Here is a 25968-nt window from a genome sequence, read left to right as displayed (position 1 = left end):
ATGGAGATCACGACGCCGGCGCCACTCGGACAGGTGCGCATCGTATTGGACGAGAGCGAGGCGCTGCATGTCCTGCATCCCAAGGCCATCGTCGCCTTTCAGGGCAGGCCCGCGCAGCGGGAGGACCGCATCATGGACCTGGCCAACGCGTACCGCAAACGCAAGTGGGTCCGTTCGCGCTTGGCCGGACCGGCCGAGCTCATCCTCGGCTTACCCCCGGGCTGCAGCCTGACCGTGATCGACATCCCGGAGGACAGCGACCTGATGTTCAACTTTCGCCATGTGCTGTTTTACACGGAGGGGCTTCGGATGCAGAGCCGCATCCAGAAGATCAAGACGGCTTGGATCACGAGAGAGTGGGTGCGCATGCGCTTCTCGGGTCCCGGCCGCGTGGGCGTGTTCGCTTCGGGGGATCTCGCCTCGGTCGAGCTGAATCCGGAGGTGCCGTTATATGCGGAATCCGGCGCGCTCGTCGCTTATCCGGAGCGGGCGGACGTTCGGCTGTCCGTCTACGGCAACACGCTCGCGAGCCAGCATATGAACGTGCAGTGGCAGCTGACGGGGCGCGGACCGGCCTTGATCCAGGTCGGTTCGCCGGATCCGGGGCTGGCCGGGCAGCTGCACGGTGACGGCTGGTTCAAGCGGTTGCTGCGCGAGGTGCTGCCGTTCGGCAGCGTCTATATCAAGTGAGAACGGACAAGGCATGGGGCGTGCGGTTAGCGCCCGTATGCCTTGTCTTCTTTTCTCCCGCGCAGGAACAGCTGCAGCGAACGCGTCGCGCAGGCGAGAGAGACGAGGACGAACAACAGCGCCCAAAAAACGGCGGGCACGCCCGTCGCGTTCGCCAGATTCGTCGCGTCGCCGGCGCTGGATGGACTGCCGAGCGCGGTAAGCGCCAGCGAGATCGGACCGAGCGCGGATTCTTCGAGCGTCAGGAAGGCGAGCAGCAAATAATAAAAGCTGCGAATCTTGGGTCCAAGGAATAGCATCGTCCCGGTCAATGCGATGAAGACGGCGAGCCATGCCATGCCGAATCCGCCGTGTACGAAAAGAATGAGCATGAGGGCCGCGACCGCGACGATAAGCGCTAACCCGAGCCGCTGCGCCTGCCGGCGGTGCAGCGCGAACAGAAGCAGGGAGAACAGCGAAGCGCCGATGTAGCCGGACATGGACACCGGGAGCGACGACCATGACGAAGCGAGCCTCGTATAGGTGACGCCGCTGTGATCCGAGTGGAGCTCGATGCCGAGTACCTGGCCGGAGAGCAGCAGCGCGGTCAGCGCATGGCTGAATTCGTGCATCATCGTATCCAGGTTGCGGAAAAAAGAAGAAAACGGAATCAGCCGGGTCAGGAAGACCGATACCGCCAAATATAAGAGGGTCATGAACCATTTTCCCATCGAGGTCCTCCGTGGTAGCCTTATTTACTCGTATTATACGAAAAGAAGAGCGGGTACGGCCAACAAAAAAACGCACCCGGTCCGGGTGCGCGAGGTTGCTAAGGATGAAAGGCGTCAGCGCGTCAGGCTCTTGCGGCTATAAGTCGGGCGTTCGGCGCGCTGCGCGGGAGCCGCGGCTTGTACGATCGTAAACACGCCGACGAGAGAGACGATGCAGCCCGCCACCAGCATCGTGACGCCGACTCCCGGACTAACGCCGGTGGCCAGCAGGACGGATGCGGCGACGACATCGACTAAACACAGCATGAACAAAAAAGTGGAAGACATGTCGTACCTCCGATGTCGTTGATATAAAGCTTATACCCGGCAAACGCCTGCGGCGAATCGCCGATCCGCAAAAAAAGCAAAATCAAAAAGCCGCTTCCTGCTTCGAAGCGGCCATTCAAGCGAAACCGTATGAATCGGGGATCATACTTGCCTTAGCGTCTTTAGATGAACCCAGCGTCCGGAGCGGGTTTTCACATACAACGTCCGGCCGATGCACTTGCCGTGAACGAACATATGGATCGCCTCCAGTTTCCCGTAGTGGAATGTAAGTCTTTTTACCCGGGCCTATCGAAGATCAAACCAGGGAATGGAAAAGCCCGCCGGCGCAAATCGCGCGGACGGGCTTCGGGCGAATGGGATTCGGAGGGCGGTCAGGAACCGCCCAGATAATGCCGCATAAAGGCTTTGGCTTGGTCCGGGTGCTTGGCGTTGCCGCGGATGCCGGCGATAAATTCGGTGGTTCCCTGGAGTCCGAGCGCCTTCATGAGGGACGAGCCGCTTAGATCCACGCCGTAGACGCGTTCGGCCGTATCCGCATCCGTCTTGGACTTGACCTGGACGCTCGCGGGAAAATCGTCCCCGTCAAGCGGCAAAAGTCCCTCTTGGGGCGCCAGCTTTTCGAAGTTGATCTTGTCCATGATATACAGGTCCGATTTGTCCGTCATGAGGACGAGCATGCTCTTCTGCAAGAGCGCCATGTCCTGTTCGCTGCGGGTCTCGGCAGGCACGTACGTGAGCGACGCGACGACGCGCTTCCAGTCGGGGAACTGCTTCAGAATGTCCGCCTCGACGTTCGTCATGTCGGGATTGATGCCGTCTCCGTACAAATAATTGCCGAAAAACATGACCGAGACATCGACCGGCGGGAGCTTGGCGAGCTCAGCCTGCTCGTGCCGGTGATCGACGTAGCTCTTGATGCCGTAGCCGATGGCGATGAGAAGCACGATCGCGCCTAAAATATGAAACTTGTAATAGTGGAAAAAGTGGGCGCGCTTTACGGCGCGGGCCGCCTTCTTCGGATCGCTGCCGTAAGTCTCGCGGGCGTAAGCGTCCTTGGCCTGCGCTTCCTCGTAGTCCTTGATGAACCGGTAGGCGGCGTTAACCTTGTCCTCGTCGACGCGCTCGCCGGCCGGGGCTTCGCCGTGCTCGCGCATCTTCTGGGTGCGCGCCCTGCGCGTGAGCACGTAGTACCGGTTGTCGAGCGCTTCCCGGTCCGCGTCCTCGGGCAGTCCGAGCTCGGCATAGGCTTGCTTCAGCTTGATCAGGTCATTCTTTTCTTCCATGAATAGAAAGTCACCTTCTGTCGATGAATGCGTTATTTCCAGTATACGCGATTCCGGGCGCGGCTTCCACTTCGCGCCCCCGATGCGATAAGATGGGCAAGACGGGAGGGCGCAAGGATGGGAGCGCATAAGGGATTGTTCCATGAGGCGTGGAAAAGCGGCGATTGCCGCCCGCGCGTCCATGCCTATTACTTCAAAGAGTGGACGGTCTATCGCATGGACCACCACACCCACGATTCGACCGAGATCATGTACGTGATGACGGGCGAATGCCTGGTCGCGATCGACGGCGGGCAAGGCAGAGAGTCGGTTCATCCGCTTCGCAAGGGCGACTTCATCGTACTCAACGCGAACATTCGGCACCGTCTTCAGGTCGATCGCGCCTGCCGGATGCTGAACGTGGAGTTCGATCTGTCGGTTGTCGACGGCGTGGTGCCGCCGCTGCGACGACTCGCCGAGGAAGACGCGGCGCTGGACGCGCTGCTTCGTTCGCCCGGCCCCAGCGTGACGCTCACCGATCCCGACGAGGTGCTCCATGCGCTGAAGAGCCTCGTGCTGGAGCTCGATCTGCAGGGCGGGGACGGCGGCGCGCTGGCCCAGCTGCTCATGGCCCAAGTACTCTTCCGAATCGCCAGGCTGCTCGCGGAGAGCCGCCTGGCGGGACTCCCGCAGGCGGACCAATACGTGAAGCAGGCGATCGCCTACATGCAGGAAAACTACGACCGCGACATTATGCTACGGGATATCGCCGGCGCGGCGAACCTGCATCCGAGCTACTTGCAGCGCCTGTTCAAGCGTCAGGTCGGTCAGCCAGTCACGGCCTATCTCACGGCTCACCGGATGGAGCGGGCCAAGATGCTGCTGTCGCATACCGACATTCCGATCGCGGACATTTGCGAATACGTGGGGGTAGCCGGCCGCTCTTATTTTCACGCGTTGTTCAAAAAGCACGCCGGCATGACGCCGGTCGAATATCGCTCCGCGCAAGAACGCCACCGGTGGAACATCAACGAAAAGCTGTAATTTTAGACAATCGGAACCGGGAATCGGCTGCAATTCTGATAACGCTTCCTCCCTTCAAGTCGTTACAATGACTGTAGGAAAGCTTGCGATCAAGCAAAGGCGAATATCAAGAAGGAGGCTGATCGGTCCATGTCGTTCAAGATTACGTTTATCGGCGCGGGAAGCATCGGATTCACACGGGGCTTGCTCCGCGACTTGCTGAGCGTGCCGGAGTTCGCGAACATCGAGGTTGCGTTTACGGATATCAACCCGCACAACCTGGAGATGGTCACGCAGCTATGTCAGCGGGATATCGAGGAAAACGGGCTCGCCATCAAGATCTCCGCGACGACCGATCGCAGGGAAGCGTTGAAGGACGCGAAGTACGTCATCTGCACCATTCGCGTCGGCGGGCTTGAGGCGTTCGCGACCGACGTAGACATCCCGCTGAAATACGGCGTCGACCAGTGCGTCGGCGACACGCTCTGCGCGGGCGGCATCATGTACGGCCAGCGCGGCATTGCCGCGATGCTGGACATCTGCAAGGATATCCGCGAGGTCGCGGCTCCGGACGTGACGCTGCTGAACTACGCCAACCCGATGGCCATGCTGACCTGGGCTTGCAACAAGTACGGCGGCGTGCGGACGATCGGCCTGTGCCACGGCGTGCAGGGCGGCCACTGGCAGATCGCGCAAGCGTTCGGCCTCGAGACGGAGGAGGTCGATATCGTCTGCGCGGGCATCAACCATCAGACCTGGTACATCCAGATCAAGCACAATGGAGAAGACCTGACCGGCAAGCTGCTTGCGGCCTTCGAAGCGCATGAAGACTTCAGCCGCACGGAAAAAGTGCGCATCGACATGCTGCGCCGCTTCGGCTACTACAGCACGGAGTCGAACGGTCACCTTAGCGAATACGTGCCCTGGTACCGCAAGCGTCCGGACGAGATCAACGACTGGATCGACCTCGGCAGCTGGATCAACGGGGAGACGGGCGGTTACCTGCGCGTCTGCACTGAAGGCCGCAACTGGTTCGAGACCGACTTCCCGAACTGGATGAAGGACCCGGCGCTGAAGTACGAGGCGGGCGAGCGCAGCCACGAGCACGGCTCGTACATCATCGAGGGCCTGGAGACCGGGCGCGTCTATCGCGGCCACTTCAACGTGATCAACGACGGCGTCATCGCCAATCTGCCCGCAGACGCGGTCATCGAGGCGCCCGGCTACGTCGACCGCAACGGCGTCTCGATGCCGCGCATCGGCGACCTGCCGCTCGGGCCGGCCGCCGTCTGCAACGTCAGCATCTCCGTGCAGCGCCTTGCCGTCGAGGCCGCGGTGCACGGCGACGACAAGCTGCTGCGCCAGGCGTTCATGATGGATCCTCTCGTCGGCGCCGTCTGCAATCCGAAGGAGATCTGGCAGATGGTCGACGAGATGCTGGTCGCCCAGGAGCAGTGGCTGCCCCAGTACGGCACATCCATTGCGGAAGCCAAGGCGCGCATGGCGTCGGGCGACCTGCTGCCGACGCGCGAGGGCTACCGGGGCGCGGCGCGCCTGCACGTGAAGTCCGTCGAAGAAATGCAGCAGGACCGCGAAGCCGCCAACAAGAACGCGGGCGAAGCGGACAAAGGCAAGGAACGCGCTTCTTCGCACTAAACGAACAGGCCGGCTCCCTCGGGAGAGCCGGCTTGTTGCTTTTCGAGCCATACACGTTCAAGGGAGCGTGATCGCTCCAATGCTGCCGTTGGTCTTGAAATCCTTCGAAAAAACGATTTCGGCCTTGGCCGCGACCTTGCCGCCGGGACTTGTCACGATAACGGTCGGCGCGGACGAATAGCCGGCGCCGGCGTTCGTTATTTTGACGCCTTTCAGCACGCCGTTTTCGACGATCGCGGTCGCCGCTGCCGGCGTTCTTTTCCATACCTCGCCTTTGCTGCCATTGTAGCGGTAATAATTGGACACCTCGTCCAGCCTGTCGTTGGTAATCCCGTAGGGCGCCAGCACCTTCATCAGGGCGGCTTTGTTCGCCTGCGCTTCCTCCGCCGTCGGCCCGCCGCTGTCCGCGCCGGCCGGCTTCACGCCGCTGAAGGCTTCGCGGAAAATCTCGGCGGGCACCCCGAGCGCGGCCGCGATAAGCGCGACCGGCCGGCCATGATCCAAAGGATCGGTCCCGTAGCCGCCGGAGATCGTGACCGAGTAGTCTTGGGCATCGACGACGGCTGCGGCGGGCAAGGTCGAGGCTTGGGGGCTCTCGCCCGATGCGACGCTGCCGGAAGCCGGATTTTTCGGCTTTTGTCCCGCGCCCGGAGCCGCTTTCTTGCCGGTTGCCGGCTTCGCTTGTCCGCCGCCTGTTGTGTGCTGGGCGGACGTCTGCTGAGCAGCCGTCTGCCCGGCGGCTGGCGGCTCGGCGCCGCCGCCCGCGTCCGCGCAGGCCATCGCGATTTGAGCGGCGCAGAGGGTAAGGACTGCCGCGGCGATCAAGGCTGCTGCCATTTTTTTCGTCTTCGGCTTTGCTTTCGTCTTCGTTTTCATAGGTCGTGCTCCTCTCGGATATGGGGGTGTAGGGCTTGAGATCAATATAATCCCGGAATAAGTCAGGCAAATGTTGGAGCGAAGCCGTTTGTCGTTATTTTGTTGCAAATACAACAAAAGTGAGATACATTTTTGCTATCGCTTTTGAAACTGCAGAATCGGCGGGGTTGTGGGCATGAAGGAAGTTTTGCGCGAAATCGGAATGATCGCCAGGGCATTGGATTCGATCAGCAATATTGAATTCAAGGCATTCGAGCTTACCAAGGGACAGTACTTGTACCTGGTGCGAATATGCGAAAATCCGGGCATGATTCAAGAAAAGCTGGCCGAAATGATCAAGGTCGACCGAACGACGGCCGCCCGCGCGATCATGAAGCTTGAGATGAACGGCTTTATTGAAAAGAAGGACGACCCGGATAATCTGAAAATCAAAAAACTGTTTCCAACGGAGAAAGGCCGAAACGTCTACCCGTTCATCAAACGGGAAAACGATCATTCTAATCAGGTCGCCTTGTCCGGATTTTCAGAAGCCGAAAAAGACGCCGTTTATAGCTTGCTGCAGCGAGTCAGGAAAAACGTCGAAAAGGACTGGGAGTCCGTTAAGAAGGGAAACAAGCGAATTTATTGATCGAAAGGGCGATAAACGAGAATGACGATCCGACTCAAAAAGTGCGCGCACGAGGATCTGACGCTGCTTCAAGAGATAAGCAAAGAAACGTTTTACGAGACTTTTTACGATCAGAACTCGCCGGAAAGCATTGAAGCCTACCTGGAAGAAGCGTTCAAGCCGGATCGACTCGAAAGAGAGCTGTCGAATCCCATGTCCGATTTTTATGTTGTCGAGGTTGACGGCGAAGCCGCCGGGTATTTAAAGGTAAACGCCGATGACGCGCAGACAGAGCCAATGGGAAAGGACTCGCTAGAGATCGAGCGGATTTATATCCGAAAAAGGTTCCATAAGCGCGGGCTGGGCCAATATCTGATGAACAAAGCGATCGAAGTCGCGTCGGATCGGCATAAAAAGAAGGTTTGGTTAGGCGTATGGGAGAAAAACGAAGGCGCGATCGCCTTTTATCGAAAAATGGCGTTCGTTCAAACGGGAACGCACGTCTTCCGGTTGGGCGATGAAGAGCAAACCGATCTCATCATGACCCGGACGCTTCCGTAAAACGGGGCGCAGCACTCCGGTTCATGGCCGCTTGGGCAGCAGGAGCCGGAACGCGGTGCCTTGCGGGGAGCTCCGCAGCAGCGCGAGGCTGCCGCCCATGGCGACCGCCAGCATTCGGCTGTAGGTCAGTCCGAGCCCCAGTCCGCCGACGGACAGCTTTTTGCCCGCGCCTCTGTAATACCGCTCGAAAATGCGCTCTTGTTCCTCTTCGGGAATGCCGGGACCGTCGTCCTCCACGACGACCTCGTACATCCGCCCGGCATGCGCGGCCAGCGAGAGCTTGATGCTGCCGCTGCCGCCCATCGCTTGGCAGGCGTTGTTGAGCAGATTGACGACGATCTGTTGGACGCGTCCCGCGTCGCCGTCGATCATGGCGGGCTCGCGCGGCAGCTCCGCGGCGAGACTAAGCCCCGCGTTCCAATCCGGCAGGCTCCATTGGTAGACGACCTCGCCGAGCAGCTTGCCCAGATCGATCGGCTCGGACCGGACGGCGACGCTGCCGGAGGCAAAGGCGTTGAATTCAAGCAGGTCCGCGATCATGACCTCCAGCTTGCGGGTTTGCGACAGCGAGATATCGAGGAATTCCGCCGCTTCCTCGCCGGTCACGACCTCGTCCCTCACGGCGCTGACGAGCCCGCGGATCGAAGCGACCGGCGTCTTGAGCTCGTGGGTGACGCCTGCGAGCAGCTCCGTGCGCAGCGCCTCGAGCCGCCCCAGGCGGGCGGCCATCGCGCCGAAGGAGACGAGGAGCTCGTGAAGCTCCTTTTCCTTGATGTCCGCAGGGACGTCGATGCGGTAATCGCCGGCTTCCATCTGCCGCAGGGCGTCGCGCAGACGGTAGATCGGCTTTCGCAGGTGGCGGGACAGCATGAAGATAATCGTCCAGCCGAGTAAACCTGCGGAGAGTAGCAAAGCGCTCATCAGCGCGTAGTTTTGCCCGACGCGGGCGAGCTCGGCGTAACTGTATGATAGGATCAGCGCCCCGGCGGCTTTTCCGCGTCCGACGGGCGCGCCGAGCACGTACGCGTCGCCTTGCCTCGAAGCTTGCAGCCGGTCGGGAGGCGTCGGCGCGACGGGCGCGGGCGCCGCGCCGACCCCCGATTTGTCGGGCCCGGCCTTATAGAAGACTAGCTTCCCGTCCGCGTCGTATACCGCAAGCGCGAACTGTCCGGGCAGGCGGTATTCGCGCTGCGTGCCGTCGATCCATTCGTACAAGCCGTCCGGGATGCGGACGGCGCCGTCGTCTCCCGACACGCGGTCGGCCGCCGCGACGGCGAACCGCTTCAGCGCTTCCTTGCGCTCGTGGACCGTATCCGAGCGGATCCACAACGCGGCGGCCGCGCCGATCGCGAGCAGGCCGACGAGCAGCGTGAGCGCGTAGCGGTACGTCCATCGGCTCAGCAGCGTTTGCCGGCTAGCGGTTTGTATTGGCATGCAGCTGATACCCCGTTCCCCTGAGCGTACGAATCTCGCCTTCTTCCGCGGGCCAATGAAGGAGCAAGCTGCGGAGCCGCTTGACCGACAGGTCGACGGCCCGGTCGCTGCCTTCGTAGTCGATGCCCCATACCTTCTCGATCAACTGCTCCCGTTCGAAGATCCGGTTCGGGTGCTCCGCCAGGAACAGCAGCAGGGACAGGTCGCGGGGCGTGACGGACAGGAGGGCGCCGTTCAAATAGACGCCGCGCGACTGCCTGTCGATCCGCAGGCTGCCGAAGACGATCTGGTCCCGGCCGACGAGCGATTGGGCGGGCCGCCGCAGCACGGCTTGAATCCGGGCGACGACCTCTTCCGGTTCGAACGGCTTGGCGATATAGTCGTCCGCGCCTCCGTTCAGTCCCCGAATGCGGTCGCCGACTTCTCCGCGCGCGGTGAGCATGATGACCGGGCAGGACCCTTTTGCGCGAATTCCCCGCAACACCTCCCAGCCGTCCGTGCCCGGCAGCATGACGTCCAGCAGGACGAGCCCGGGCTTCGCCTCGTCGAACGACGCCAGCGCCTGCGAGCCGTCGTTGCAAACCAGACTCTCGTAGCCGGCCTTGCGTACGTACGCGGCGAGCACGCGCGCGATGGCGTCTTCGTCTTCTACGATCATGATCGGTCCCATGCGGCTTCCTCCGATATACCGGCGGTTTGTATCGCTTCCGGTACGCAATGTCCAAATTATAGCACCCGGGAGCGCCGGGCGGCTGCGCGAGATGCGCGGCATCCCATATTTTAAGGCCGCAAGATGTCGGGAAGAAGTCAAAGGGAGTCTCCGCTGCGGTCCTTCGCCGGCCGTCATGGTATGATGAATAGCGCGAGTGACAGGTAAAGGGGGGATTGCCATGAACGAAGGGCGGGATGCGAAGGAGCTCTTCATGTCGTTCGGAGGCAGTACGATCCGGATGTACCGGGCGGGCGAATACGAGGCGTACAAAGCCTTCGGCGCGTCCCCCGAAGAGGAAGCGCGGTGGCTCGAGGAGCTGATCGAAGGCTTGGCGGGCGAACTGTCCATTAGAGGGTGGGACGCTGCGGGTCGGCTGGAGGAGATCGCTAGGGAGCGCAAGGACGCGCGGGCCCTCGAGCGGACGGTCAAATTCGCGGCCAGGCATCTGATGAGCGCGGACAGTATCGTCAAGCTGATGTACGCGGAAAAAACGGTCGCGATGCTGAGCGCGCTGCGGGACGTCCTGCCTGAAGCGGCGCTGCACGAATCGGTGCGAACGACCAAGGTACTGCTGGACGACATCGTCGCGAAGCCGCTGATCCTGGACGGCGGACACGACTTGGCGTCGCACGGGCTGAAGGACAAGCGGGCTTTGAACCGGCGCGCGGAGCAGGCGGTCGAAGCGCTGAAGCGCGTGTTGGACGGCGGACGCTAGGCGCGGTCGCCTAACCGCCGCCTCTTTTTTTGGCCCCCGAGGGCGTCATGCCTTTGATTTGCTTGAACAGTTTCGTAAAATAGTTCGGATTGTCGATGCCGACCCGTTCGGCGATCTCCGTCACCGTGAGCTCTCCTTCCCGCAGCAGACGGTCGGCCACGTTCATCCGGTGCTGGTTGACGAATTCAACGAAGGTGCGACCGGTCGCGTTTTTGAACACTTTGCAAAAATGATAGGGATTGAGGCTGACGAGCTTCGCGGCATCCTCGATCGTCAGCTTGTCCGCATAATGCGCCTCGATATGCAAAATGAGCGACTTGAAGCGGTCCATCCGCCGGCCGGTCCGGTCCGCCTGCTCGCCGTCCCGTTCGGGCATGCACAGGCGCGCCGCCAACGCGAAAATCTGGTACAGCTTCGCTTTGACCACCAGTTCGTAGGCGCGTTTTTTGCCCGCGAACTCCTCCCCGATCTCCAGGATACCGCGACGTATCGGTTCATATTGGGCTTCGTCCGCCGCGAACTTGACCGGAAGCCGCTGGCTGCCTTCCGCGAATGCGGCCAAATAGCGGTCGTGCAGCGGATCGACCGGGAGCCCTTGGAGCAGCGAGCGATTGAAGACGAGCGACCAATATTCGACCGGCTCCTCCGTCAGCGCGTACCCGACGTGAAGGCCGCCCGACGGCACCAGCAATAGATCGCCCGGCGCAGTCTCGTTCGGCTGGCTGTCGATATGGAAGATCGCGCGTCCCGACACCGTATAGATCCATTCGAAATGGTCGTGCCAATGCAAATAGAGCGCGCTGCGGCCGACGGCGCCCGGCGGGCAGTGGTTGCGGAACAGATTGACGGGATAGGCGCCGTCGCTCAGGTAAGTATCCTCTCTTAATTCCGGCGGATGCATGAAGCGCCGGCCTCCCTCCGAGATGCCCAAGATTGGGCTATATAAACGCAAGATTGTATAGAGAACGAGCGCAAGCATAAGGCTATAATCGACCTAGTTCATTCAATATAGCTTAGGATCGGAGTGGATTCAATGAGCGGACAACAGGGCGGCGCAGCGATAGGCAAGCATACGGGCATCCGCATCGGTACCTTGGTCGGCGGCGGCGACGCGGCGCGGGTCATCCCGCAGATCGCGCCTTACGGCTTTGAATCGTTTAACTTGACGTATTGGCAGACGACCGGCGGCGCCGATCTGGCGGAGACGGCCAAGCGGGTGCGCGAAGCGATCGGAGACCGGGACATCGTCGTCTCTGCTGTAAGCGTATTCGGCAATCCGCTGACCGGCCACGGAGACAACGCGGACACGCTGGCGAGCTGGGAGCGGCTCATCGACCATGCGCATTTATTCGGCGCGAACATCGTATCCGGCTTCACGGGCAGACTCGTGGACGAGCCGATCGACGCGTCGATCCCGAAGTTCGCCGAGGTGTTCGGCGAGCTGGCGCGCCGCGCCGCGGACCGGGGCGTGCGCCTCGCGTTCGAGAACTGCGACATGGGCGGCGACTGGCGGTCGGGCGACTGGAACATCGCGCACAATCCGACGGCCTGGGAGATGATGTTCGACAGCGTGCCGATGGACAATATCGGGCTCGAATGGGAGCCCACGCATCAGATGGTCAGTCTGATCGATCCGATTCCGCAGCTGCGGAAGTGGGCGGACCGCGTTTTCCACGTCCACGGCAAAGACGCGACGATCGCCTGGGACGTCGTACGCGAGCACGGCATTCACGGACCGAAGCCGTTCGTGTGGCACCGTACGCCGGGCTTCGGCGACACGAACTGGTCGGACGTCATCACGATCCTTCGGCAGTCCGGCTACCAAGGGACGATCGATATCGAAGGCTGGCACGATCCGGTGTACAAGGACGAGCTGGAGATGACGGGGCAAGTGCATGCGTTGAACTATTTGAAACGGAGCCGCGGCGGCGACTTCGTGCCGAATCCGGTATAAGGGAGCGTGGAACGAAAATGAGCGCATATCGAATCGTGGTCGCCGGCTGCGGCGGCATGGCACGGACTTGGGTGGAATACGCGCTGGCGCGCGAGGACGCGGAGATCGTCGGGCTCGTGGACATCAAGGCGGAATTCGCGCAGGCGATGGCGGATAAGTACGAATTGACCTGCGGCATCTATACGGATCTGGCGCAGGCATTGGCGGAGACGGGCGCGAACCTCGTATTCGACGTGACGATCCCCGCGAGCCACTTCGCGGTGTGCAGCACGGCGCTGAATGCCGGCGCGAACGTGTTCGGCGAAAAACCGATGGCCGAGACGATGGAAGCCGCGCGCGAGCTGATCGGCATCGCGGACCGGACGGGCGGGTCCTACGCGGTCATGCAGAACCGTCGCTACGACGCGAATATCCGCGCGCTGCGCGGACTCGTGCAAGGCGGCGCGATCGGCAAGACGGGCTACGTCGGCGCGGACTTCTTTATCGGCGCGCACTTCGGCGGCTTCCGCGACGCGATGGACAGCCCGCTTATTTTGGACATGGCGATCCATACGTTCGACCAGGCCCGGTTCATCACCGGCGCGGATCCGGTGTCGGTCTATTGCCACGAATTCAACCCGCCGGGCTCCTGGTATGCGGGCAACGCCTCGGCGATCTGCGTGTTCGAGATGTCGGACGGCTCGGTGTTCTGCTACAGGGGTTCATGGTGCGCGGAGGGCGCCCAGACCTCGTGGGAATCCCAATGGCGCGTGAGCGGGGAGCGAGGGACGGCGATTTGGGACGGCGCCGGCGCTCCTTATGCGGAGGTCGTGGCGGGCGGCGATCAGGAGGGCAAGTTCATCCGGGGCTACGAGCGGGTCGAAGCGGCGTTCGAATGGCAGGGACGGTCCGGGCATCACGGCTGTCTCGACGAGATGTTCGCCTCCCTCGCGGAGGGACGGCGGGCGGAGACCGATTGCCGGGACAACGTGAAAAGCATGGCCATGGTGCTCGGCGCGATCGACAGCGCGCGGACGGGCGTGAAGGTCGATCTGAGAGGTTACTATTAAGCAGGGTCCCCCTCCTTGCGGCGCGGACGGCGATCTTCTACTATGTAAAGGGTAGAGGTTGATATACGCAGGAGGCGAGAGTTTCGATGGCACTCATTCAATGCGGTTTTTTCGCGCAAACGCTCGGTTTGTCCGTAAGCATGAACGTCGTTATTCCGGAACGGAGCTACGGGATCGGCGTCGAAGCGGGCGGCGCGCCGACAGGGGACAAGTATCCGGTGTTGTACTTGCTGCACGGCCTGTCCGACGACCACTCGATCTGGCTGCGTCGCACGTCCGTGGAGCGCTATGCGGCCGAGTACGGCATCGCCGTCGTCATGCCGGAGGTGCACAGAAGCTTTTATACGAATATGAAAAGCGGGCTCGATTACTGGACGTTCGTCAGCGAAGAGCTGCCGCATGTCGCGCAGTCGCTGTTCCCGATCTCTGGCAAGCGGGAAGACAGCTTCGCCGCGGGCCTGTCGATGGGCGGCTACGGGGCGATGAAGCTCGGGCTGCGCGCGCCGGAAAAGTTCGCGGCCGTGGCGAGCCTGTCGGGCGCCATGGACATCCTTGCCTTCGATCATGAGGGGAGCCCGCTTGCCAATAAGGAATACAAGTGGATCTTCGGAAGCAAGGAGGAGGCCGCCGGCTCCGACGACGACCTGTTCGCGCTCGCGGAGCGCGCGGCCGCCGCCGGCGTCTCGCTGCCTAAACTGTACCAGTGTTGCGGCACGGAGGACTTTCTGTACGCGCAAAACGTTCGGTTCCGCGACCATGTTCGTTCGCTCGGCATCGCGCTCGACTACGAGGAGGGTCCCGGCGATCATAATTGGGGGTACTGGGATACGCATATCCAGCGCGTGCTGGCATGGCTGCCGTTGCAGGGACGAAACGTCTGAAGAGGTTAACGTTAACGGGATGAAGTGGGATAACGACCCGCTTCATCCCGTTTTGCTGTTTTCGGGGAAGACAGGCGTATGGTCGCAGGTCCGAAGCGAAGCGGCGTTGTACAGCGTTAGCTGTCATAACTATGGCGCGATTCGATGTGAAGAGGCGCTGTACAGCGTTACCTGTCGTGACTGTGGCGCGCCCGAGGCGAAGAGGTGCTGTACAGCGCCACCTGTCGAGAACGTGTAGCGGTTCGAGGCGAAGAGGCGTTGTACAGCGTTAACTGTCGTGACTGTGGCGCGATTCGATATGAAGAGGCGTTGTACAGCGTTAGCTGCGTAACTATGGCGCGATTCGATGTGAAGAGGCGCTGTACAGCGCCACCTGTCGTGACTGTGGAGCGCTTCGAGGCGAAGAGGAGTTGTACAGCGATAGCTGTCGTAACTATGGCGCGATTCGATGTAAAGAGGCGTTGTATAGCGTTACCTGTCGTGACTGTGGCGCGATTCGATGTGAAAAGGCGCTGTACAGCGTTACCTGTCGTGACTATGGAGCAAACCATAGCGGGTATTAGCCGTTTTGTCGGTGATCTTGTCCTAAACTTAAGCGAATATGACGATTAGGTTAAAACATTTAACCTAAATATTCATAAAATAACGCTTGAAATCGCCACCAATCCTTTTTATAATCGCATTGTAAGGTTAAACGCTTAAACTAACACAAATAAACGGATTGGCAACAGCCCGCAGAAGGTGACCCCATTGAAACGCATTACGATTCGTGACGTGTCGGAGCGCGCAGGCGTATCCACGGCGGCCGTGTCCTACGTATTGAACGGCCGGGAAGGCAAGGTGTCGCAGGAGACCGCGACAAAGGTTCGCCGCGCGGTCGCGGAGTTGAATTACATTCCCGATTTTTCGGCGCGAAGCCTGGCGGGCACCCGATCGAAGCTGATCGGCGTCGTTATCCCCCAGACGGAGGACCAGAAGCAGTTATTGCTGCAAAATCCGTTCTACTCGGAGCTCGTGTGCGGTATCGAAGCAAGGCTTCGCCAGTCCGGCTACCACATGATTCTCTCGGGCGTCGACAAGGGCGAAGGCTATCTGGATACATCCATGCAGCGCAATCTGGACGGCGCGATCATCATGGGCATCTATCAAGAGAGCTTTTACGACGACCTGAAGCGGGTCAAGGTGCCGATCGTGCTGATCGACAGTTACGTGAACGACAGCTACTTCCAGACCGTATCGATCGACGACGAAGCCGGCGGCTACATGGCGACCAAGCTGCTGATCGACAACGGGCATTCGAACATCGCGTTGGTGACCGGGCTGATCCGCAAAGACGGCGTCGTCGAAAAACGATTCCTGGGCTACAAGCGCGCGCTCAAAGAAGCCGGCCTGTTCTACAACTCGGACTACGTGTTCGAGCACTCGGTCAGCTACGAGTACGGGCAGGAGGCGGCGGCCGCGATCGCGGCCGGACATCCCGAGATTACGGCGGTGTTCGCTTCGAGCGACCTGGTTGCGCTCGGGGTGCTGAGAGGGCTGTCCGACGCGGGCAAACGGGTGCCGGAGGACGTCTCGGTCGTCGGCTTCGACGATATTCCCGTCGCCCGGATGTGCAATCCGCCGCTCACCACGGTCCGTCAGAACATCGTCGCCCGGGGCGCGATGGCGGCGGATCGGCTGCTCAAGGCGATCGAGGAAGGCGAGGATTCGCTGGCGGACGATCCGAGCGTCGCGCGGCTGGAAATGGCGATTCGCCAGACGGTGCAGCGGCTGACGCCGAACTGACCGTTGACCGGCGGGAAACGAGGGCATTGTTTGCCCGCGTATTTTCAAACAAAATGAATGCGGTTACATGCCGGTAAACGAAGCCTGGAGGTGATCGCGTCGGCGCTCACGCCGACTATTCGATCTGCCAATCGATGGATCATAGTCTGAAGTCCAATGCGTTCCTATTGAAAAGGAGAGGGTATCATTGCGGACCAAAAGCGGGGCTCTGCTGCTGCTCGGCACGACGATCGTGCTCAGCGCCTGCGGCGCAAACAAAGAGAATAACACGGCAAGTCCTTCCGCGGCTTCGCCGCAATCGTCTTCAACGGCCTCGGCAACGGCTTCGGCCACGGCCGCGGCGTCAGATACACCGGCGTCTTCGGCCAAGGATCCGGTCACGCTCAAGCTGATGACCTACACCGCTTCCGGCCAGGAGCAGACGCTCAAGGCGATGATCGACGCTTTCCAGGCGGCAAACGCCGATGTCAAGGTCGACTATGAGGTCGTTCCGTACGCGGACTACACGACGAAGCTGAACACGCTGCTCGCCAGCGGCAGCGCGCCGGACCTGTTCGAGGTTGGCTACGAGAACTTCCTGACATACGCGGCCAAGGATCAGTTGCTCGACCTCACGCCTTCGATCGCGGCGGACAGCTCGTTCAAGCCGGACGTCTACAAGAAGCTTGCCTATGACGCGTTTAACTACAACGGCAAGCAGATGGGCGTGACGGAGAGCTTCTCCGACGTCGTGCTCTTCTACAACAAGGATCTGTTCGACGCCAAAGGGCTAGCCTATCCGGACGCTTCGTGGACCTGGAAGGAAGAGCTGGAAGCGGCGCAGAAGCTGACCGACGCCAAGAAAGGCATCTGGGGCACGTACGCGCCGATCCAATTTTACGAATTTTACAAGACGATCGCCCAGAACGGCGGCGGCGTATGGAGCGCGGACGGCAAACCGACGCTGAACAGCCCGGCAAATGTAGAAGCGTTGCAATGGATGATCGACAAAGCGTCCAAGTACAAGGTGTCGCCGCCGCTCAACGACGATACGTTCAACCAGCCGGACGCGGACCTGAACGCCTTCGTGAACGGCAAGCTGGCGATGGCCCGGTTCGGCATCTGGAACTTCGCCAAGTTCAGCGAAGCGAAGTTCAATTGGGACATCGCGCTGGAGCCGGGCAATACGCAGAAGGCGCATCACTTCTTCGCGGACGGCCTCGTGGCCGCGAAGACGACGAAGAACGCCGATGCCGCCTGGCGCTTCCTGAAGTTTTTCACGAGCGCGCCGGAGGCGGTGTCCAAACGGATCGAGGCGGGCTGGAGCATCCCGGCGGTTACGGACCCGGCGGTGCTGGACGCGTACTACAAGCAAAAGCCGCCGGAGTCGAAGCAGGTCGTGACCGATGCGCTGGATTCGCTCGTGCTGCCGCCCGTCGGACCGAAGCCGGAAAAGTGGGGCGAATTCACGGCCGCCGTCGGCGAAGAGCTCGACAAGGCGAAGCTCGGCCGTTCCTCCGCGCAGGAAGCGCTCGACGCGGCGCAGAAAAAGGTCGAAGCGCTCGTGAAGTAGATTTTTCACAACAATCAGGAGACGAGAAGGCCGCCCCGCGGCGGCTTTCCCTCCCCGCCTGACGGAAAGGAAAGGGTGGCATGGTCGGACAGCGCAAGTGGAGCCGCCGGACGGCTGCTATCGTTTTTTTAACGCCCGCCTTGCTGTGCTTGCTGGCGTTCCAATTGCTGCCGATGGTATCGTCGATTCTCATCAGCTTTACCGACTGGGACCTGCTGACGCATTGGACGAAGATGAACTTCATCGGCTGGGATAACTACGCGCAGGTGTTCCGAGAGGAAAAGTCTTATACCGCGATCCGCAATGTTTTCGTATTCCTGCTCGGCTATCTGCCGTCGATCGTCGTGCTCGGCACGCTGCTCGCGGTGCTGCTGAACCGGCCGATCCGCGGCGTGAAGCTGTACCGGGCGGCCGTGTTCGTGCCCGTCATCACGTCCTGGGTCGCCGTATCGATCGTCTGGCGCTGGCTGCTGAACGGGCAGAGCGGATTGATCAATTATTTGCTGTCGCAGGTGGGCATTCAAGGACCGATCTGGCTGCAGGACGACTTCTGGGCGATGATCGCGATCATCCTGGTGACGCTCTGGAAGGACATTGGCTTCGTGTCTATCATTTTGCTGGCGGGCCTGCAGGACATCTCCGAGGATTACTACGAAGCGGCGGAGCTCGACGGCGCGTCTCCTTGGAGCAAGCTGTGGCGAATCACGGTTCCGCTGCTTTCTCCGACGCTGTATTTTGTCGTGACGATCTCGCTTATCAATTCGTTCCAGCTGTTCGACCAGGTGCTGATCATGACCAACGGCGGCCCGGCGGGCGCGACGAGCACGATCGTCGAGCAGGTGTACCGCAACGCTTTCCAATTCAACAAGATGGGCTTCGCCGCCGCGCAATCTTGGGTGCTCCTGCTCATCATCCTCGTCTCGACCTTGGTGCTGCAGCAGGTCCAACGGAGGTGGGTCGTCTATGACAGGTAGGAAAAAGAACGCGGCGGACCTGGCGGCGCATCTGTTCCTGGCGCTGCTCGCGGTCGCGCTGACGTTTCCGTTCCTGTGGATGCTGCTGGGCGCCTTCAAGGACAATCTCGAAGTGGTGGCGATGCCGCCGCGCCTATTGCCCTCGAGCTGGAACTTCGACAATTTCTCCAAGATCGAAGGGTACTTCCCGCTATATCGATTTTTCGCCAACAGTGCCCTTGTGGCCGTCGCGACGACGCTGCTGCAGCTGGCGATCTGCACGATGGCGGCTTACGTGTTCGCCAAGATCGCGTTCAAGGGCCGGCAGAGCGTGTTCGTCCTGTTTCTGACGACGATGATGATCCCGGCGCAGGTGACGCTCGTGCCCCTGTTCATTTTGTTCTCGCGCACCGACCTGATCGACACGTACGCGGGGCTCATTTTGCCGGGCATCTTCAGCGCCTATGGGACGTTCCTGCTAAGGCAGAGCATCATGACGATCCCGAACGAGCTGATGGAGGCTGCCTTTATCGACGGCGCGTCCTATTATCGGGTGTTTTTCAGCGTGATCGTCCCGCTCGTCAAGCCGACGCTGTCGGCGCTGTCCATCTTCGCGTTCATGAGCTCCTGGAACAACTTCCTGTGGCCGCTCATCGCCGTCAACAGCAAAGAGCTGATGACGCTGCCGCTGGGCCTCAGCAAGCTGCAGGGGCAATGGTCGACGGAGTGGAACCTGCTGATGGCCGGCAACGTCGTCAGCTTCGTGCCGATCTTTATCGTGTTCCTGTTCGCGCAGCGCTACTTTATCAAAGGCATTACGATGACGGGCATCAAGTGATCGGCCCCCGGACAAAGGAGAGATTCGGCAATGAAAACCGTTAGATTGGGACTGATCGGACTCGGCGGCATGGCGGGCGTCCATGTCGGGCAACTCTCGGGCGTCGCAGGCGTCCGGCTGGCCGCCGTCTGCGACCAGGACGCCGCCAAAGTCGCCGAATGGGCGGAGCGTCACGGTATCGACGCAGCGTCGCGCCATACGGACGCGGAATCGCTCATCCGCGACCCGGAAGTGGACGCGGTGATGTCCATCACGCCGAACGACGCGCACTACGAGATTATTCGTCTGTGCCTGACGTACGGGAAGCCGCTCATGACGGAAAAGCCGTTCACGCGGACATACGAAGAAGCTGCTAGCCTGAAGCGGCTCGCGGCGTCGAATTCGACGCCTTGCATGGTCGGCTTTTCGTACCGTTACGTGCCCGCGTTCCGCATGGCCCGCGATTGGATCCGCGAAGGCAGGATCGGTCCGGTGCGGCATCTGTTCGTTCAATATTTGCAGCAATGGGGCGGCACGCCGTTCGAGACGAAAATGAACTGGCGGCTGGACCGTGCGATCACTGGTACCGGCACGCTGGGCGATCTCGGCTCGCATATGATCGACGCGGCCCGCTTCCTGGTCGGCGAACCGGCCGAGGTCGCGTCGCTGATGAGCAACCTGATCGGACAGCGGGAAGATCCCGCGACCGGGGCGATGGTTGACGTCGACATCGACGATTTCGCAGCGTTCACCGCATGGCTTGAGCCAGGCATCCCCGCTGTCTTCCAGACGTCGCGCAACGCCTTCGGTTCGCAGAATCAGTTCGAGATCGCCGTGTACGGCGACACCGGTACGCTTCACATGAACTGGGATCAGGGCGATTATCTCACCTGGATCCATCGCAATGCGGAGGGCAGCGAGGTTCGGGAACGGATCGCCGTGCCGGCCCGCTACAAGCTGGCGCAAATGCAGGACTTCGTCGATCTGGTGCGGGGCGACGTCCGCGAGGAGCGGCCCATGCTGCAAGACGGCTATCTGAACCAGAAAATTCTAGAAGCGGTCGTGCGATCAAGTCGCGAGCGGCGATCCGTGCGAATCGAAGAGCTGGATGACCGAAGCGAGGAGGTAGGGACATGAAACAATCGACGCCGCGCGTAACGATCTGGAACGAATTCCGCCACGAGCGTTCGAATCCGGACGTGCAGCGCATCTATCCGGCGGGCATTCACGAGGCGCTGCGCGAAGGGCTCGCGCCTTTCGGTTTCGAGCTCGGCACGGCGACGTTGGACGAGCCGGAGCATGGATTGCCGGAGGACGCGCTGGCGCGTACGGACGTGCTCGTCTGGTGGGGACACCGGGCGCACGACGAGGTTGACGAAGCGGTCGTAGACCGGGTGCAGCGGCGCGTGTTGGAAGGCATGGGGCTGATCGTGCTGCATTCGGGACACTATTCTAAAATATTCAAGCGGCTCATGGGCACCTCCTGCGCGCTGCTGTGGCGCGAAGCCGACGAGAAGGAACGTCTGTGGGTCGTCAAGCCGTCGCATCCGATCGCGGCGGGGCTGCCTCCTTATATCGAACTGGAAAAAGAAGAAATGTACGGCGAGTTCTTCGACGTGCCCGACCCGGACGAACTCGTGCTGGTGAGCTGGTTCGAGGGCGGCGAGGTGTTCCGAAGCGGGTGCGCATATAGCCGCGGGCACGGCAAAATCTTTTATTTCCGCCCGGGACATGAGACGTATCCGACTTATTACAACGAGCATGTTCTTCGCGTGATCGCGAACGCCGTCCGCTGGACCGCGGACGAGCGGGGCGCGGCGCCAAGGTTCGGGAACGTGCAGCCGCTGGAGGCGATCGCCTCAAAAGCTTAGGCGAATAAGCTACGAATTCATACAAGATCTTGCCTCGAGAATGCATCCGGTTTCCTTCAGAAGCGGAGGTTCGCATGCTCGAGGCTTCTTTGCGATCTTTAAATCTGAATATTCAAAAAATTAATGCGGAATGGGGAGATCGATGATGAGAAAATGGCTGCCGGTGGGAGGATTAGCGGTACTGATCGCAGTCGCTTCGTTTGCGATTTACGCCGTAGCGAATGAAGCGAAGCCCGAGGCTCGGGCCGCCGCCAAGGCGGAGGGGAGCGAAACGGCAAGCATCGTGGCGACGGTGGGCCAAACGAACATTACGAAGGACGAGCTGTATGAGGCGATGCTGCGGCAAGTCGGCGCGCAGACGCTGCAGGAGATGGTCATCCGGCGGCTCGCGGACGAGCAGGCTGCGGCCAAAGGATTGACCGTCGGCGAGGGGGAGCTTGCGGCCGGCATGGACAAGATGCGCGGCTCGTTCGCGTCGGAAGCGGATTTTCAAAGCTATCTGAACTCTGCCGGATTGGATGAAGCGGGCTTTGCGGCGCAGATCAAGATGCAGCTGCTGCTCGGCAAACTGTTTGCTTCCGAGCTTGAGGTGACGGATGAGCAAGTCGCGCAGTTTTACGGGCTGAACGAGGCATCGTTCCACCACCCGGCGCAGGTCCGCTTGTCGCACATCCTGGTAAAAACCGAAGCGCAGGCGAAGGAATTGCACGCCGAGCTCGCCAAGGGCGCCGACTTCGCCAAGCTGGCCGCCGAGTTTTCGGCGGACGTCGCGACGCGGGAAGCGGGCGGCGATCTGGGCTATCTGGCCGCGGGACAGACTGCGCCCGAACTCGAGCAAGCGGCCGCGCAGTTGAAAACAGGCGCCTACGGCAAGCCGGTCAAGACCGCGTACGGGTACCATTTGCTGAAAGTGACGGATCGCAAGCCGGCATCGACGGAAACGGCCGCCCAAGCTAAGGAGCGTATCGTGGAGCTGATCCGTCAGCAGCGGCTGAACGAGCTCGTGCCGCAGTGGCTGGCAGGCTTTACTGCGAGCGGAGAAGTGACGGTGCGCATTCCGAATCCGAATCCCGGCGCGGGTACCGCAGATAGTGACGGCACGGACGCGAACGCAACGGATACGCCCTGAGAATTCCATCCAGCGCGTCTGGAGAGGGGGGATGCGTCATGTAACGGTCAGCGCGGCAAGTCGAGGGGCGGGTAAGCAGACTGCTGGCGCAATACGAAATTCATTTTGAGAAAGGGGTATTGACGTGATGAAAACAAGATGGCATTCCCGTCTGGCATCGGCGCTGTTGCTTGGATTGGTCATTCTGCTGGCGGTTCCCGCGAGCGCCTTCGCCATCTCCGGCGTCTATCATGCGCCTTACGGCACGGACGATCTGTACGACGTCCAGCTGACCGAGCGCTATCCGCGAGACCCGGTCGCAGGCGACGCGGTCTACCTGAAGCTGACTACCTGGCCGATCGAGAGCGGTCAGGCGACCTGGATCACCTGGACGAAAAACGGCGCGGCGCAGTCGGTCGTCAACGGCGCCTGGCAGTACAACAGCGGCAACAACAGCTACTGGCAGATCAACATGGGCACCTTTGCCAAAGGCGACGTCGTCACGTACACGATCCATGCGAACAAGGACGGCGCGAACGAGAAAACGATCGGTCCGTTCACGTTCACGGTGACGGGCTGGGAATCCGTCGCCAGCGTGAGCGGCTACACGGACGGAGGCAACAAGGTGACGCTGAGCGCGACGCCGAACACGGGGACGATGTCGCCGAAGATCGGCATCTCCTTCCAGGCGGCGGACGTGTTCCGCGTGCAGCTGTCTCCGAAAGGGACGGGCACGCTCGCGACGGGACTCAGCAATTATACGTTTGCCGACAACACGACGTACTATCTGATCAGCACGAGCGCGCTCAAAATACGGATCGATAAAAATCCGTACAAACTCAGCGTGTACAAGCCGGACGGTACGACGCTGATCGCGCGCGAATACGACAATTCGGTCAACAAGAACATGGCGTGGCTGACCGACGGCACGAGCGTCATCGACAAAGTGCAAGACAATCTGTATTCGCCGGCGGGCGAGCAGTTCTACGGCTTCGGCGAGCACTACAACAACTTCCAGAAGCGCGGCTACGACGTGGATACCTACGTCTACAACCAGTACAAAAACCAGAACGACCGGACGTACATGGCGATCCCCTTTTTCATCAACACGAACGGCTACGGCATCTATGTCAACTCGACGTATTATTCGAAGTTCAAAATGGCGACCGAACGCACGGATATGTACAACTTCACGGTCAATACCGGCGGAGGCGCAAACTCGCTGCTGGATTACTACTTTATTTACGGCACCGACTTGAAGGACGTCGTCTCCAACTATACGGACATCACCTACAAGCCGGCGATGCTGCCTAAGTGGGCGTTCGGTTTGTGGATGTCCGCGAACGAGTGGGACCGGCAGTCGGAGGTGACCGCCGCGCTCGGCAGCGCGAGCACGAACAACATTCCCGCTTCGGCGGTCGTGCTGGAGCAGTGGAGCGACGAGAATACATTTTATATTTTCAACGATGCGACCTATACGCCGAAGACCGGCAACGCTGCGTTCTCGTACGGCGACTTCACCTTCGGCACGAAGTGGCCGAACCCGGCCCAGATGGCGACCGACATTCACAACGCAGGCATGAAGCTGGTGCTCTGGCAGGTGCCGATCCAGAAGTATACGAGCTACGCGTACACGCAAAAGGATAACGACGAGTCCTATATGGTGTCTCAGGGCTATGCGGTCGGCGACGGCAGCGGCGGCCAATACCGGCTGCCCGCGGGCTCTTGGTTCGAGAATAGCCTGCTGCTCGACTTTACGAACACGACGGCGAAAAATTGGTGGATGTCCAAGCGCGCCTACCTGTTCGACGGCATCGGCATCGACGGCTTCAAGACGGACGGCGGCGAAATGGTGTGGGGCCGATCGCTGACGTTCAGCAACGGCAAGAAGGGCGACGAAATGCGCAATCAGTACCCCAACGAGTACGTCGGGGCGTATAACGCGTATGCGCTGTCCAAAAACGCGAATTCCGTGTCGTTCAGCCGTTCGGGTACGAGCGGAGCGCAAAAGAACCAGATCTTCTGGGCGGGCGACCAGGAGTCGACGTTCGGCGCTTACCAGCAGGCGGTGCTCGCGGGACTCACGTCCAACATCTCCGGCGTGCCGTTCACGAGCTGGGATCTGGCCGGTTTTACGGGGGATTCGTACCCCACCGCGGAATTGTACAAGCGGTCGATCGCCATGGCCGCATTCTCGCCGGTGATGCAGTTCCACTCGGAAAAGGCGTCGCCTTCGCCGAGCGAGGAGCGTTCGCCCTGGAACGCGGCGTCCCGTACGGGCGACTCGACCGTGCTGACGACTTCGCAGAAGTTCATCAATGCGCGATATAACCTCATTCCCTATTTGTACAGCGAAGGAAAAAAATCGAGCGACACGGGCGTGCCGCTGATGCGCGCCATGGTGCTCGACTATCCCGGCGACACGAATACGTACGGCCTGACCGCGCAGTACATGCTCGGGGACAATCTGCTCGTCGCGCCGGTCGTGAACCAGGGCGAGACGAACAAAAGCGTCTATCTGCCGGCCGGCGAATGGGTCGACTTCTGGTGGGGCGCGATGCGACCGGGCTCCCAGACGATCGGCTACTATGCGTCCGTGGACGATCTGCCGGTATTCGCCAAGGCGGGCGCGATCCTGCCGATGAACCTGAATAGCACGTACACGGTCGGCGGCACGATCGGCAACGATCTGGCCAACTACACGAACCTGACGTTCCGCGTCTTCCCGCAGGGGACGACATCGTACAGCTGGTACGACGGATCGACGACGAGGACGATCACGTCGACCGAAAATTACGGTTCGGACCAAGTGACCGTATCCGTACCCGCGCTGACGACGACGAGCACGCTGCAGGTGCTGACGAAGAAGCCTTCCTCGGTGACGAAAGACGGTTCGGCGCTGACGCAGCAAACGACGCTGGGCGGCCTGACCTCGGCTTCGCAGGGCTGGTACTACGATACGGTCTCGAAGCTGGTCTACGTCAAAATCTCGTCCGGCGCTTCCGCCCGCTCGGTCGTGCTGAGCGGCGTCGACAAGAACGAATACGAAGCCGAATTTGCTGCGCTGAACGTCGTATCCACGAACACCGACCATACGGGCTATCTCGGCACGGGTTTCGTTGACGGCTTCGCGACTTCCGGCGATTACGTCGAGTTCAAGGTGTACGCGCCGACGGCGGGCACCTATTCGATCGACGTCCGGTACAGCGCAGGCGGCGGCGCGGCATCTAGAGCGATCTACAAGAACGGCGCGAAGGTGACCGATCTGTCCCTGCCGGCGACGGCGAACTGGGATACGTGGAATACCGCCACGACGACGGCGTCCCTGAACGCGGGTCTGAACACGATTCGCGTCCAGTACGACGCGGGCAATGCATCCGGCATTAATCTGGACAACGTAGCGATTCGCTGGTAAACGGCACTTA

The 25968-nt window shown here is 60.8% G+C and carries 24 protein-coding genes; 17 read left to right on the top strand and 7 right to left on the bottom strand.

Features of this window, described 5'->3' with window-relative positions:
* Positions 1-690 (top strand): AIM24 family protein, encoded by a 690-nt coding sequence (locus BM235_RS14245; protein ID WP_090114253.1) that lies wholly within the window; start codon positions 1-3, stop codon positions 688-690.
* A 26-nt stretch (positions 691-716) separates the two neighbouring features.
* Here the strand turns inward: BM235_RS14245 and BM235_RS14240 are convergent, their stop codons facing one another.
* From BM235_RS14240 to BM235_RS14230, 3 genes are all read right to left on the bottom strand, one after another.
* The gene (locus tag BM235_RS14240; protein ID WP_090114251.1) at positions 717-1400 is read right to left on the bottom strand and encodes a M50 family metallopeptidase; all 684 of its coding nucleotides are present in this window, start codon (positions 1398-1400) and stop codon (positions 717-719) included.
* A gap of 114 nt (positions 1401-1514) precedes the next feature.
* Positions 1515-1727 (bottom strand): hypothetical protein, encoded by a 213-nt coding sequence (locus BM235_RS14235; RefSeq protein WP_090114249.1) that lies wholly within the window; start codon positions 1725-1727, stop codon positions 1515-1517.
* A 371-nt stretch (positions 1728-2098) separates the two neighbouring features.
* Positions 2099-3010, bottom strand: coding sequence for a hypothetical protein (locus tag BM235_RS14230; protein WP_090114248.1), 912 nt, complete (start codon positions 3008-3010; stop codon positions 2099-2101).
* A 117-nt stretch (positions 3011-3127) separates the two neighbouring features.
* Between BM235_RS14230 and BM235_RS14225 the strand changes: the two genes are divergently transcribed.
* Both BM235_RS14225 and BM235_RS14220 read left to right on the top strand, forming a co-directional pair.
* The gene (locus BM235_RS14225) at positions 3128-4033 is read left to right on the top strand and encodes an AraC family transcriptional regulator (protein WP_090114245.1); all 906 of its coding nucleotides are present in this window, start codon (positions 3128-3130) and stop codon (positions 4031-4033) included.
* Positions 4034-4162: 129 nt separating this feature from the next.
* Entirely contained in the window at positions 4163-5668 is a 1506-nt protein-coding gene (locus BM235_RS14220; protein ID WP_090114243.1) for an alpha-glucosidase/alpha-galactosidase, read from the top strand.
* 57 nt (positions 5669-5725) lie between these two features.
* Here BM235_RS14220 and BM235_RS14215 read toward each other — a convergent pair whose 3' ends face one another.
* Positions 5726-6544 (bottom strand): hypothetical protein, encoded by an 819-nt coding sequence (locus BM235_RS14215; protein ID WP_090114241.1) that lies wholly within the window; start codon positions 6542-6544, stop codon positions 5726-5728.
* 175 nt (positions 6545-6719) lie between these two features.
* On the opposite strand from BM235_RS14215, the gene BM235_RS14210 reads away from it, so the two are divergent.
* Together BM235_RS14210 and BM235_RS14205 are read left to right on the top strand one after the other, a co-directional pair.
* Positions 6720-7172, top strand: coding sequence for a MarR family winged helix-turn-helix transcriptional regulator (locus BM235_RS14210; protein ID WP_090114238.1), 453 nt, complete (start codon positions 6720-6722; stop codon positions 7170-7172).
* 21 nt (positions 7173-7193) lie between these two features.
* Positions 7194-7712, top strand: coding sequence for a spermidine/spermine N(1)-acetyltransferase (locus tag BM235_RS14205; protein WP_090114236.1), 519 nt, complete (start codon positions 7194-7196; stop codon positions 7710-7712).
* A 21-nt stretch (positions 7713-7733) separates the two neighbouring features.
* Here the strand turns inward: BM235_RS14205 and BM235_RS14200 are convergent, their stop codons facing one another.
* On the bottom strand, positions 7734-9146 hold the full coding sequence (locus BM235_RS14200; protein ID WP_090114233.1) for a sensor histidine kinase: 1413 nt from the start codon (positions 9144-9146) through the stop codon (positions 7734-7736).
* Positions 9127-9816 carry a response regulator gene (locus tag BM235_RS14195; protein WP_090114231.1) on the bottom strand — a complete coding sequence of 230 codons (690 nt, stop codon included), beginning with the start codon at positions 9814-9816 and terminating at the stop codon, positions 9127-9129. Before BM235_RS14195 ends, BM235_RS14200 begins: the two co-directional genes overlap by 20 nt.
* Positions 9817-10036: 220 nt before the next feature.
* Between BM235_RS14195 and BM235_RS14190 the strand changes: the two genes are divergently transcribed.
* Positions 10037-10573 (top strand): hypothetical protein, encoded by a 537-nt coding sequence (locus BM235_RS14190; protein ID WP_090114228.1) that lies wholly within the window; start codon positions 10037-10039, stop codon positions 10571-10573.
* A 10-nt stretch (positions 10574-10583) separates the two neighbouring features.
* On the opposite strand, the gene BM235_RS14185 is transcribed toward BM235_RS14190, so the two are convergent.
* Entirely contained in the window at positions 10584-11474 is an 891-nt protein-coding gene (locus BM235_RS14185) for an AraC family transcriptional regulator (RefSeq protein WP_158543852.1), read from the bottom strand.
* Positions 11475-11606: 132 nt separating this feature from the next.
* On the opposite strand from BM235_RS14185, the gene BM235_RS14180 reads away from it, so the two are divergent.
* The 11 genes from BM235_RS14180 to BM235_RS14130 all read left to right on the top strand — a co-directional run bounded on the left by BM235_RS14180 (position 11607) and on the right by BM235_RS14130 (position 25958).
* Positions 11607-12527 carry a sugar phosphate isomerase/epimerase family protein gene (locus BM235_RS14180; protein ID WP_090114224.1) on the top strand — a complete coding sequence of 307 codons (921 nt, stop codon included), beginning with the start codon at positions 11607-11609 and terminating at the stop codon, positions 12525-12527.
* 17 nt (positions 12528-12544) lie between these two features.
* A complete protein-coding gene (locus BM235_RS14175; protein ID WP_090114222.1) occupies positions 12545-13576 on the top strand; it encodes a Gfo/Idh/MocA family protein in 1032 nt (343 codons plus the stop codon).
* Between the two features lie 86 nt (positions 13577-13662).
* Positions 13663-14457, top strand: a complete 795-nt coding sequence (locus BM235_RS14170) for an alpha/beta hydrolase (protein ID WP_090114221.1) — start codon at positions 13663-13665, stop codon at positions 14455-14457.
* A gap of 750 nt (positions 14458-15207) precedes the next feature.
* Positions 15208-16242, top strand: a complete 1035-nt coding sequence (locus BM235_RS14165; RefSeq protein WP_369803514.1) for a LacI family DNA-binding transcriptional regulator — start codon at positions 15208-15210, stop codon at positions 16240-16242.
* Between the two features lie 187 nt (positions 16243-16429).
* Entirely contained in the window at positions 16430-17794 is a 1365-nt protein-coding gene (locus BM235_RS14160) for an ABC transporter substrate-binding protein (RefSeq protein ID WP_090114219.1), read from the top strand.
* 80 nt (positions 17795-17874) lie between these two features.
* Positions 17875-18768, top strand: coding sequence for a carbohydrate ABC transporter permease (locus BM235_RS14155; RefSeq protein WP_090114218.1), 894 nt, complete (start codon positions 17875-17877; stop codon positions 18766-18768).
* Positions 18758-19585, top strand: a complete 828-nt coding sequence (locus BM235_RS14150; RefSeq protein WP_090114217.1) for a carbohydrate ABC transporter permease — start codon at positions 18758-18760, stop codon at positions 19583-19585. Before BM235_RS14155 ends, BM235_RS14150 begins: the two co-directional genes overlap by 11 nt.
* Positions 19586-19615: 30 nt before the next feature.
* Positions 19616-20701 (top strand): Gfo/Idh/MocA family protein, encoded by a 1086-nt coding sequence (locus tag BM235_RS14145; RefSeq protein WP_090114216.1) that lies wholly within the window; start codon positions 19616-19618, stop codon positions 20699-20701.
* Entirely contained in the window at positions 20698-21435 is a 738-nt protein-coding gene (locus tag BM235_RS14140; protein WP_090114215.1) for a ThuA domain-containing protein, read from the top strand. Before BM235_RS14145 ends, BM235_RS14140 begins: the two co-directional genes overlap by 4 nt.
* Before the next feature lie 145 nt (positions 21436-21580).
* A complete protein-coding gene (locus BM235_RS14135) occupies positions 21581-22564 on the top strand; it encodes a peptidyl-prolyl cis-trans isomerase (protein ID WP_158543853.1) in 984 nt (327 codons plus the stop codon).
* A gap of 127 nt (positions 22565-22691) precedes the next feature.
* Entirely contained in the window at positions 22692-25958 is a 3267-nt protein-coding gene (locus tag BM235_RS14130; protein WP_090114213.1) for a TIM-barrel domain-containing protein, read from the top strand.
* Positions 25959-25968: the final 10 nt, after the last annotated feature.

This window comes from Cohnella sp. OV330 (assembly GCF_900112065.1).
Lineage (GTDB): Bacteria > Bacillota > Bacilli > Paenibacillales > Paenibacillaceae > Cohnella.
The sequence above is the reverse complement of the archived record's forward strand: the minus strand, read 5'-3'. Positions and strand labels throughout refer to the sequence as shown.

Bases quoted from the DNA above. Each gene is read 5' to 3' on its own strand.
- BM235_RS14230 (WP_090114248.1), bottom strand. From the start codon at position 3,010: ATGGAAGAAAAGAATGACCTGATCAAGCTGAAGCAAGCCTATGCCGAG.
- BM235_RS14180 (WP_090114224.1), top strand. From the start codon at position 11,607: ATGAGCGGACAACAGGGCGGCGCAGCGATAGGCAAGCATACGGGCATC.
- BM235_RS14245 (WP_090114253.1), top strand. From the start codon at position 1: ATGGAGATCACGACGCCGGCGCCACTCGGACAGGTGCGCATCGTATTG.
- BM235_RS14195 (WP_090114231.1), bottom strand. From the start codon at position 9,816: ATGGGACCGATCATGATCGTAGAAGACGAAGACGCCATCGCGCGCGTG.
- BM235_RS14220 (WP_090114243.1), top strand. From the start codon at position 4,163: ATGTCGTTCAAGATTACGTTTATCGGCGCGGGAAGCATCGGATTCACA.
- BM235_RS14200 (WP_090114233.1), bottom strand. From the start codon at position 9,146: ATGCCAATACAAACCGCTAGCCGGCAAACGCTGCTGAGCCGATGGACG.
- BM235_RS14140 (WP_090114215.1), top strand. From the start codon at position 20,698: ATGAAACAATCGACGCCGCGCGTAACGATCTGGAACGAATTCCGCCAC.
- BM235_RS14170 (WP_090114221.1), top strand. From the start codon at position 13,663: ATGGCACTCATTCAATGCGGTTTTTTCGCGCAAACGCTCGGTTTGTCC.
- BM235_RS14185 (WP_158543852.1), bottom strand. From the start codon at position 11,474: ATGCATCCGCCGGAATTAAGAGAGGATACTTACCTGAGCGACGGCGCC.
- BM235_RS14225 (WP_090114245.1), top strand. From the start codon at position 3,128: ATGGGAGCGCATAAGGGATTGTTCCATGAGGCGTGGAAAAGCGGCGAT.
- BM235_RS14145 (WP_090114216.1), top strand. From the start codon at position 19,616: ATGAAAACCGTTAGATTGGGACTGATCGGACTCGGCGGCATGGCGGGC.
- BM235_RS14210 (WP_090114238.1), top strand. From the start codon at position 6,720: ATGAAGGAAGTTTTGCGCGAAATCGGAATGATCGCCAGGGCATTGGAT.
- BM235_RS14135 (WP_158543853.1), top strand. From the start codon at position 21,581: ATGAGAAAATGGCTGCCGGTGGGAGGATTAGCGGTACTGATCGCAGTC.
- BM235_RS14130 (WP_090114213.1), top strand. From the start codon at position 22,692: ATGAAAACAAGATGGCATTCCCGTCTGGCATCGGCGCTGTTGCTTGGA.
- BM235_RS14175 (WP_090114222.1), top strand. From the start codon at position 12,545: ATGAGCGCATATCGAATCGTGGTCGCCGGCTGCGGCGGCATGGCACGG.
- BM235_RS14205 (WP_090114236.1), top strand. From the start codon at position 7,194: ATGACGATCCGACTCAAAAAGTGCGCGCACGAGGATCTGACGCTGCTT.
- BM235_RS14215 (WP_090114241.1), bottom strand. From the start codon at position 6,544: ATGAAAACGAAGACGAAAGCAAAGCCGAAGACGAAAAAAATGGCAGCA.
- BM235_RS14155 (WP_090114218.1), top strand. From the start codon at position 17,875: ATGGTCGGACAGCGCAAGTGGAGCCGCCGGACGGCTGCTATCGTTTTT.
- BM235_RS14190 (WP_090114228.1), top strand. From the start codon at position 10,037: ATGAACGAAGGGCGGGATGCGAAGGAGCTCTTCATGTCGTTCGGAGGC.
- BM235_RS14235 (WP_090114249.1), bottom strand. From the start codon at position 1,727: ATGTCTTCCACTTTTTTGTTCATGCTGTGTTTAGTCGATGTCGTCGCC.
- BM235_RS14240 (WP_090114251.1), bottom strand. From the start codon at position 1,400: ATGGGAAAATGGTTCATGACCCTCTTATATTTGGCGGTATCGGTCTTC.
- BM235_RS14150 (WP_090114217.1), top strand. From the start codon at position 18,758: ATGACAGGTAGGAAAAAGAACGCGGCGGACCTGGCGGCGCATCTGTTC.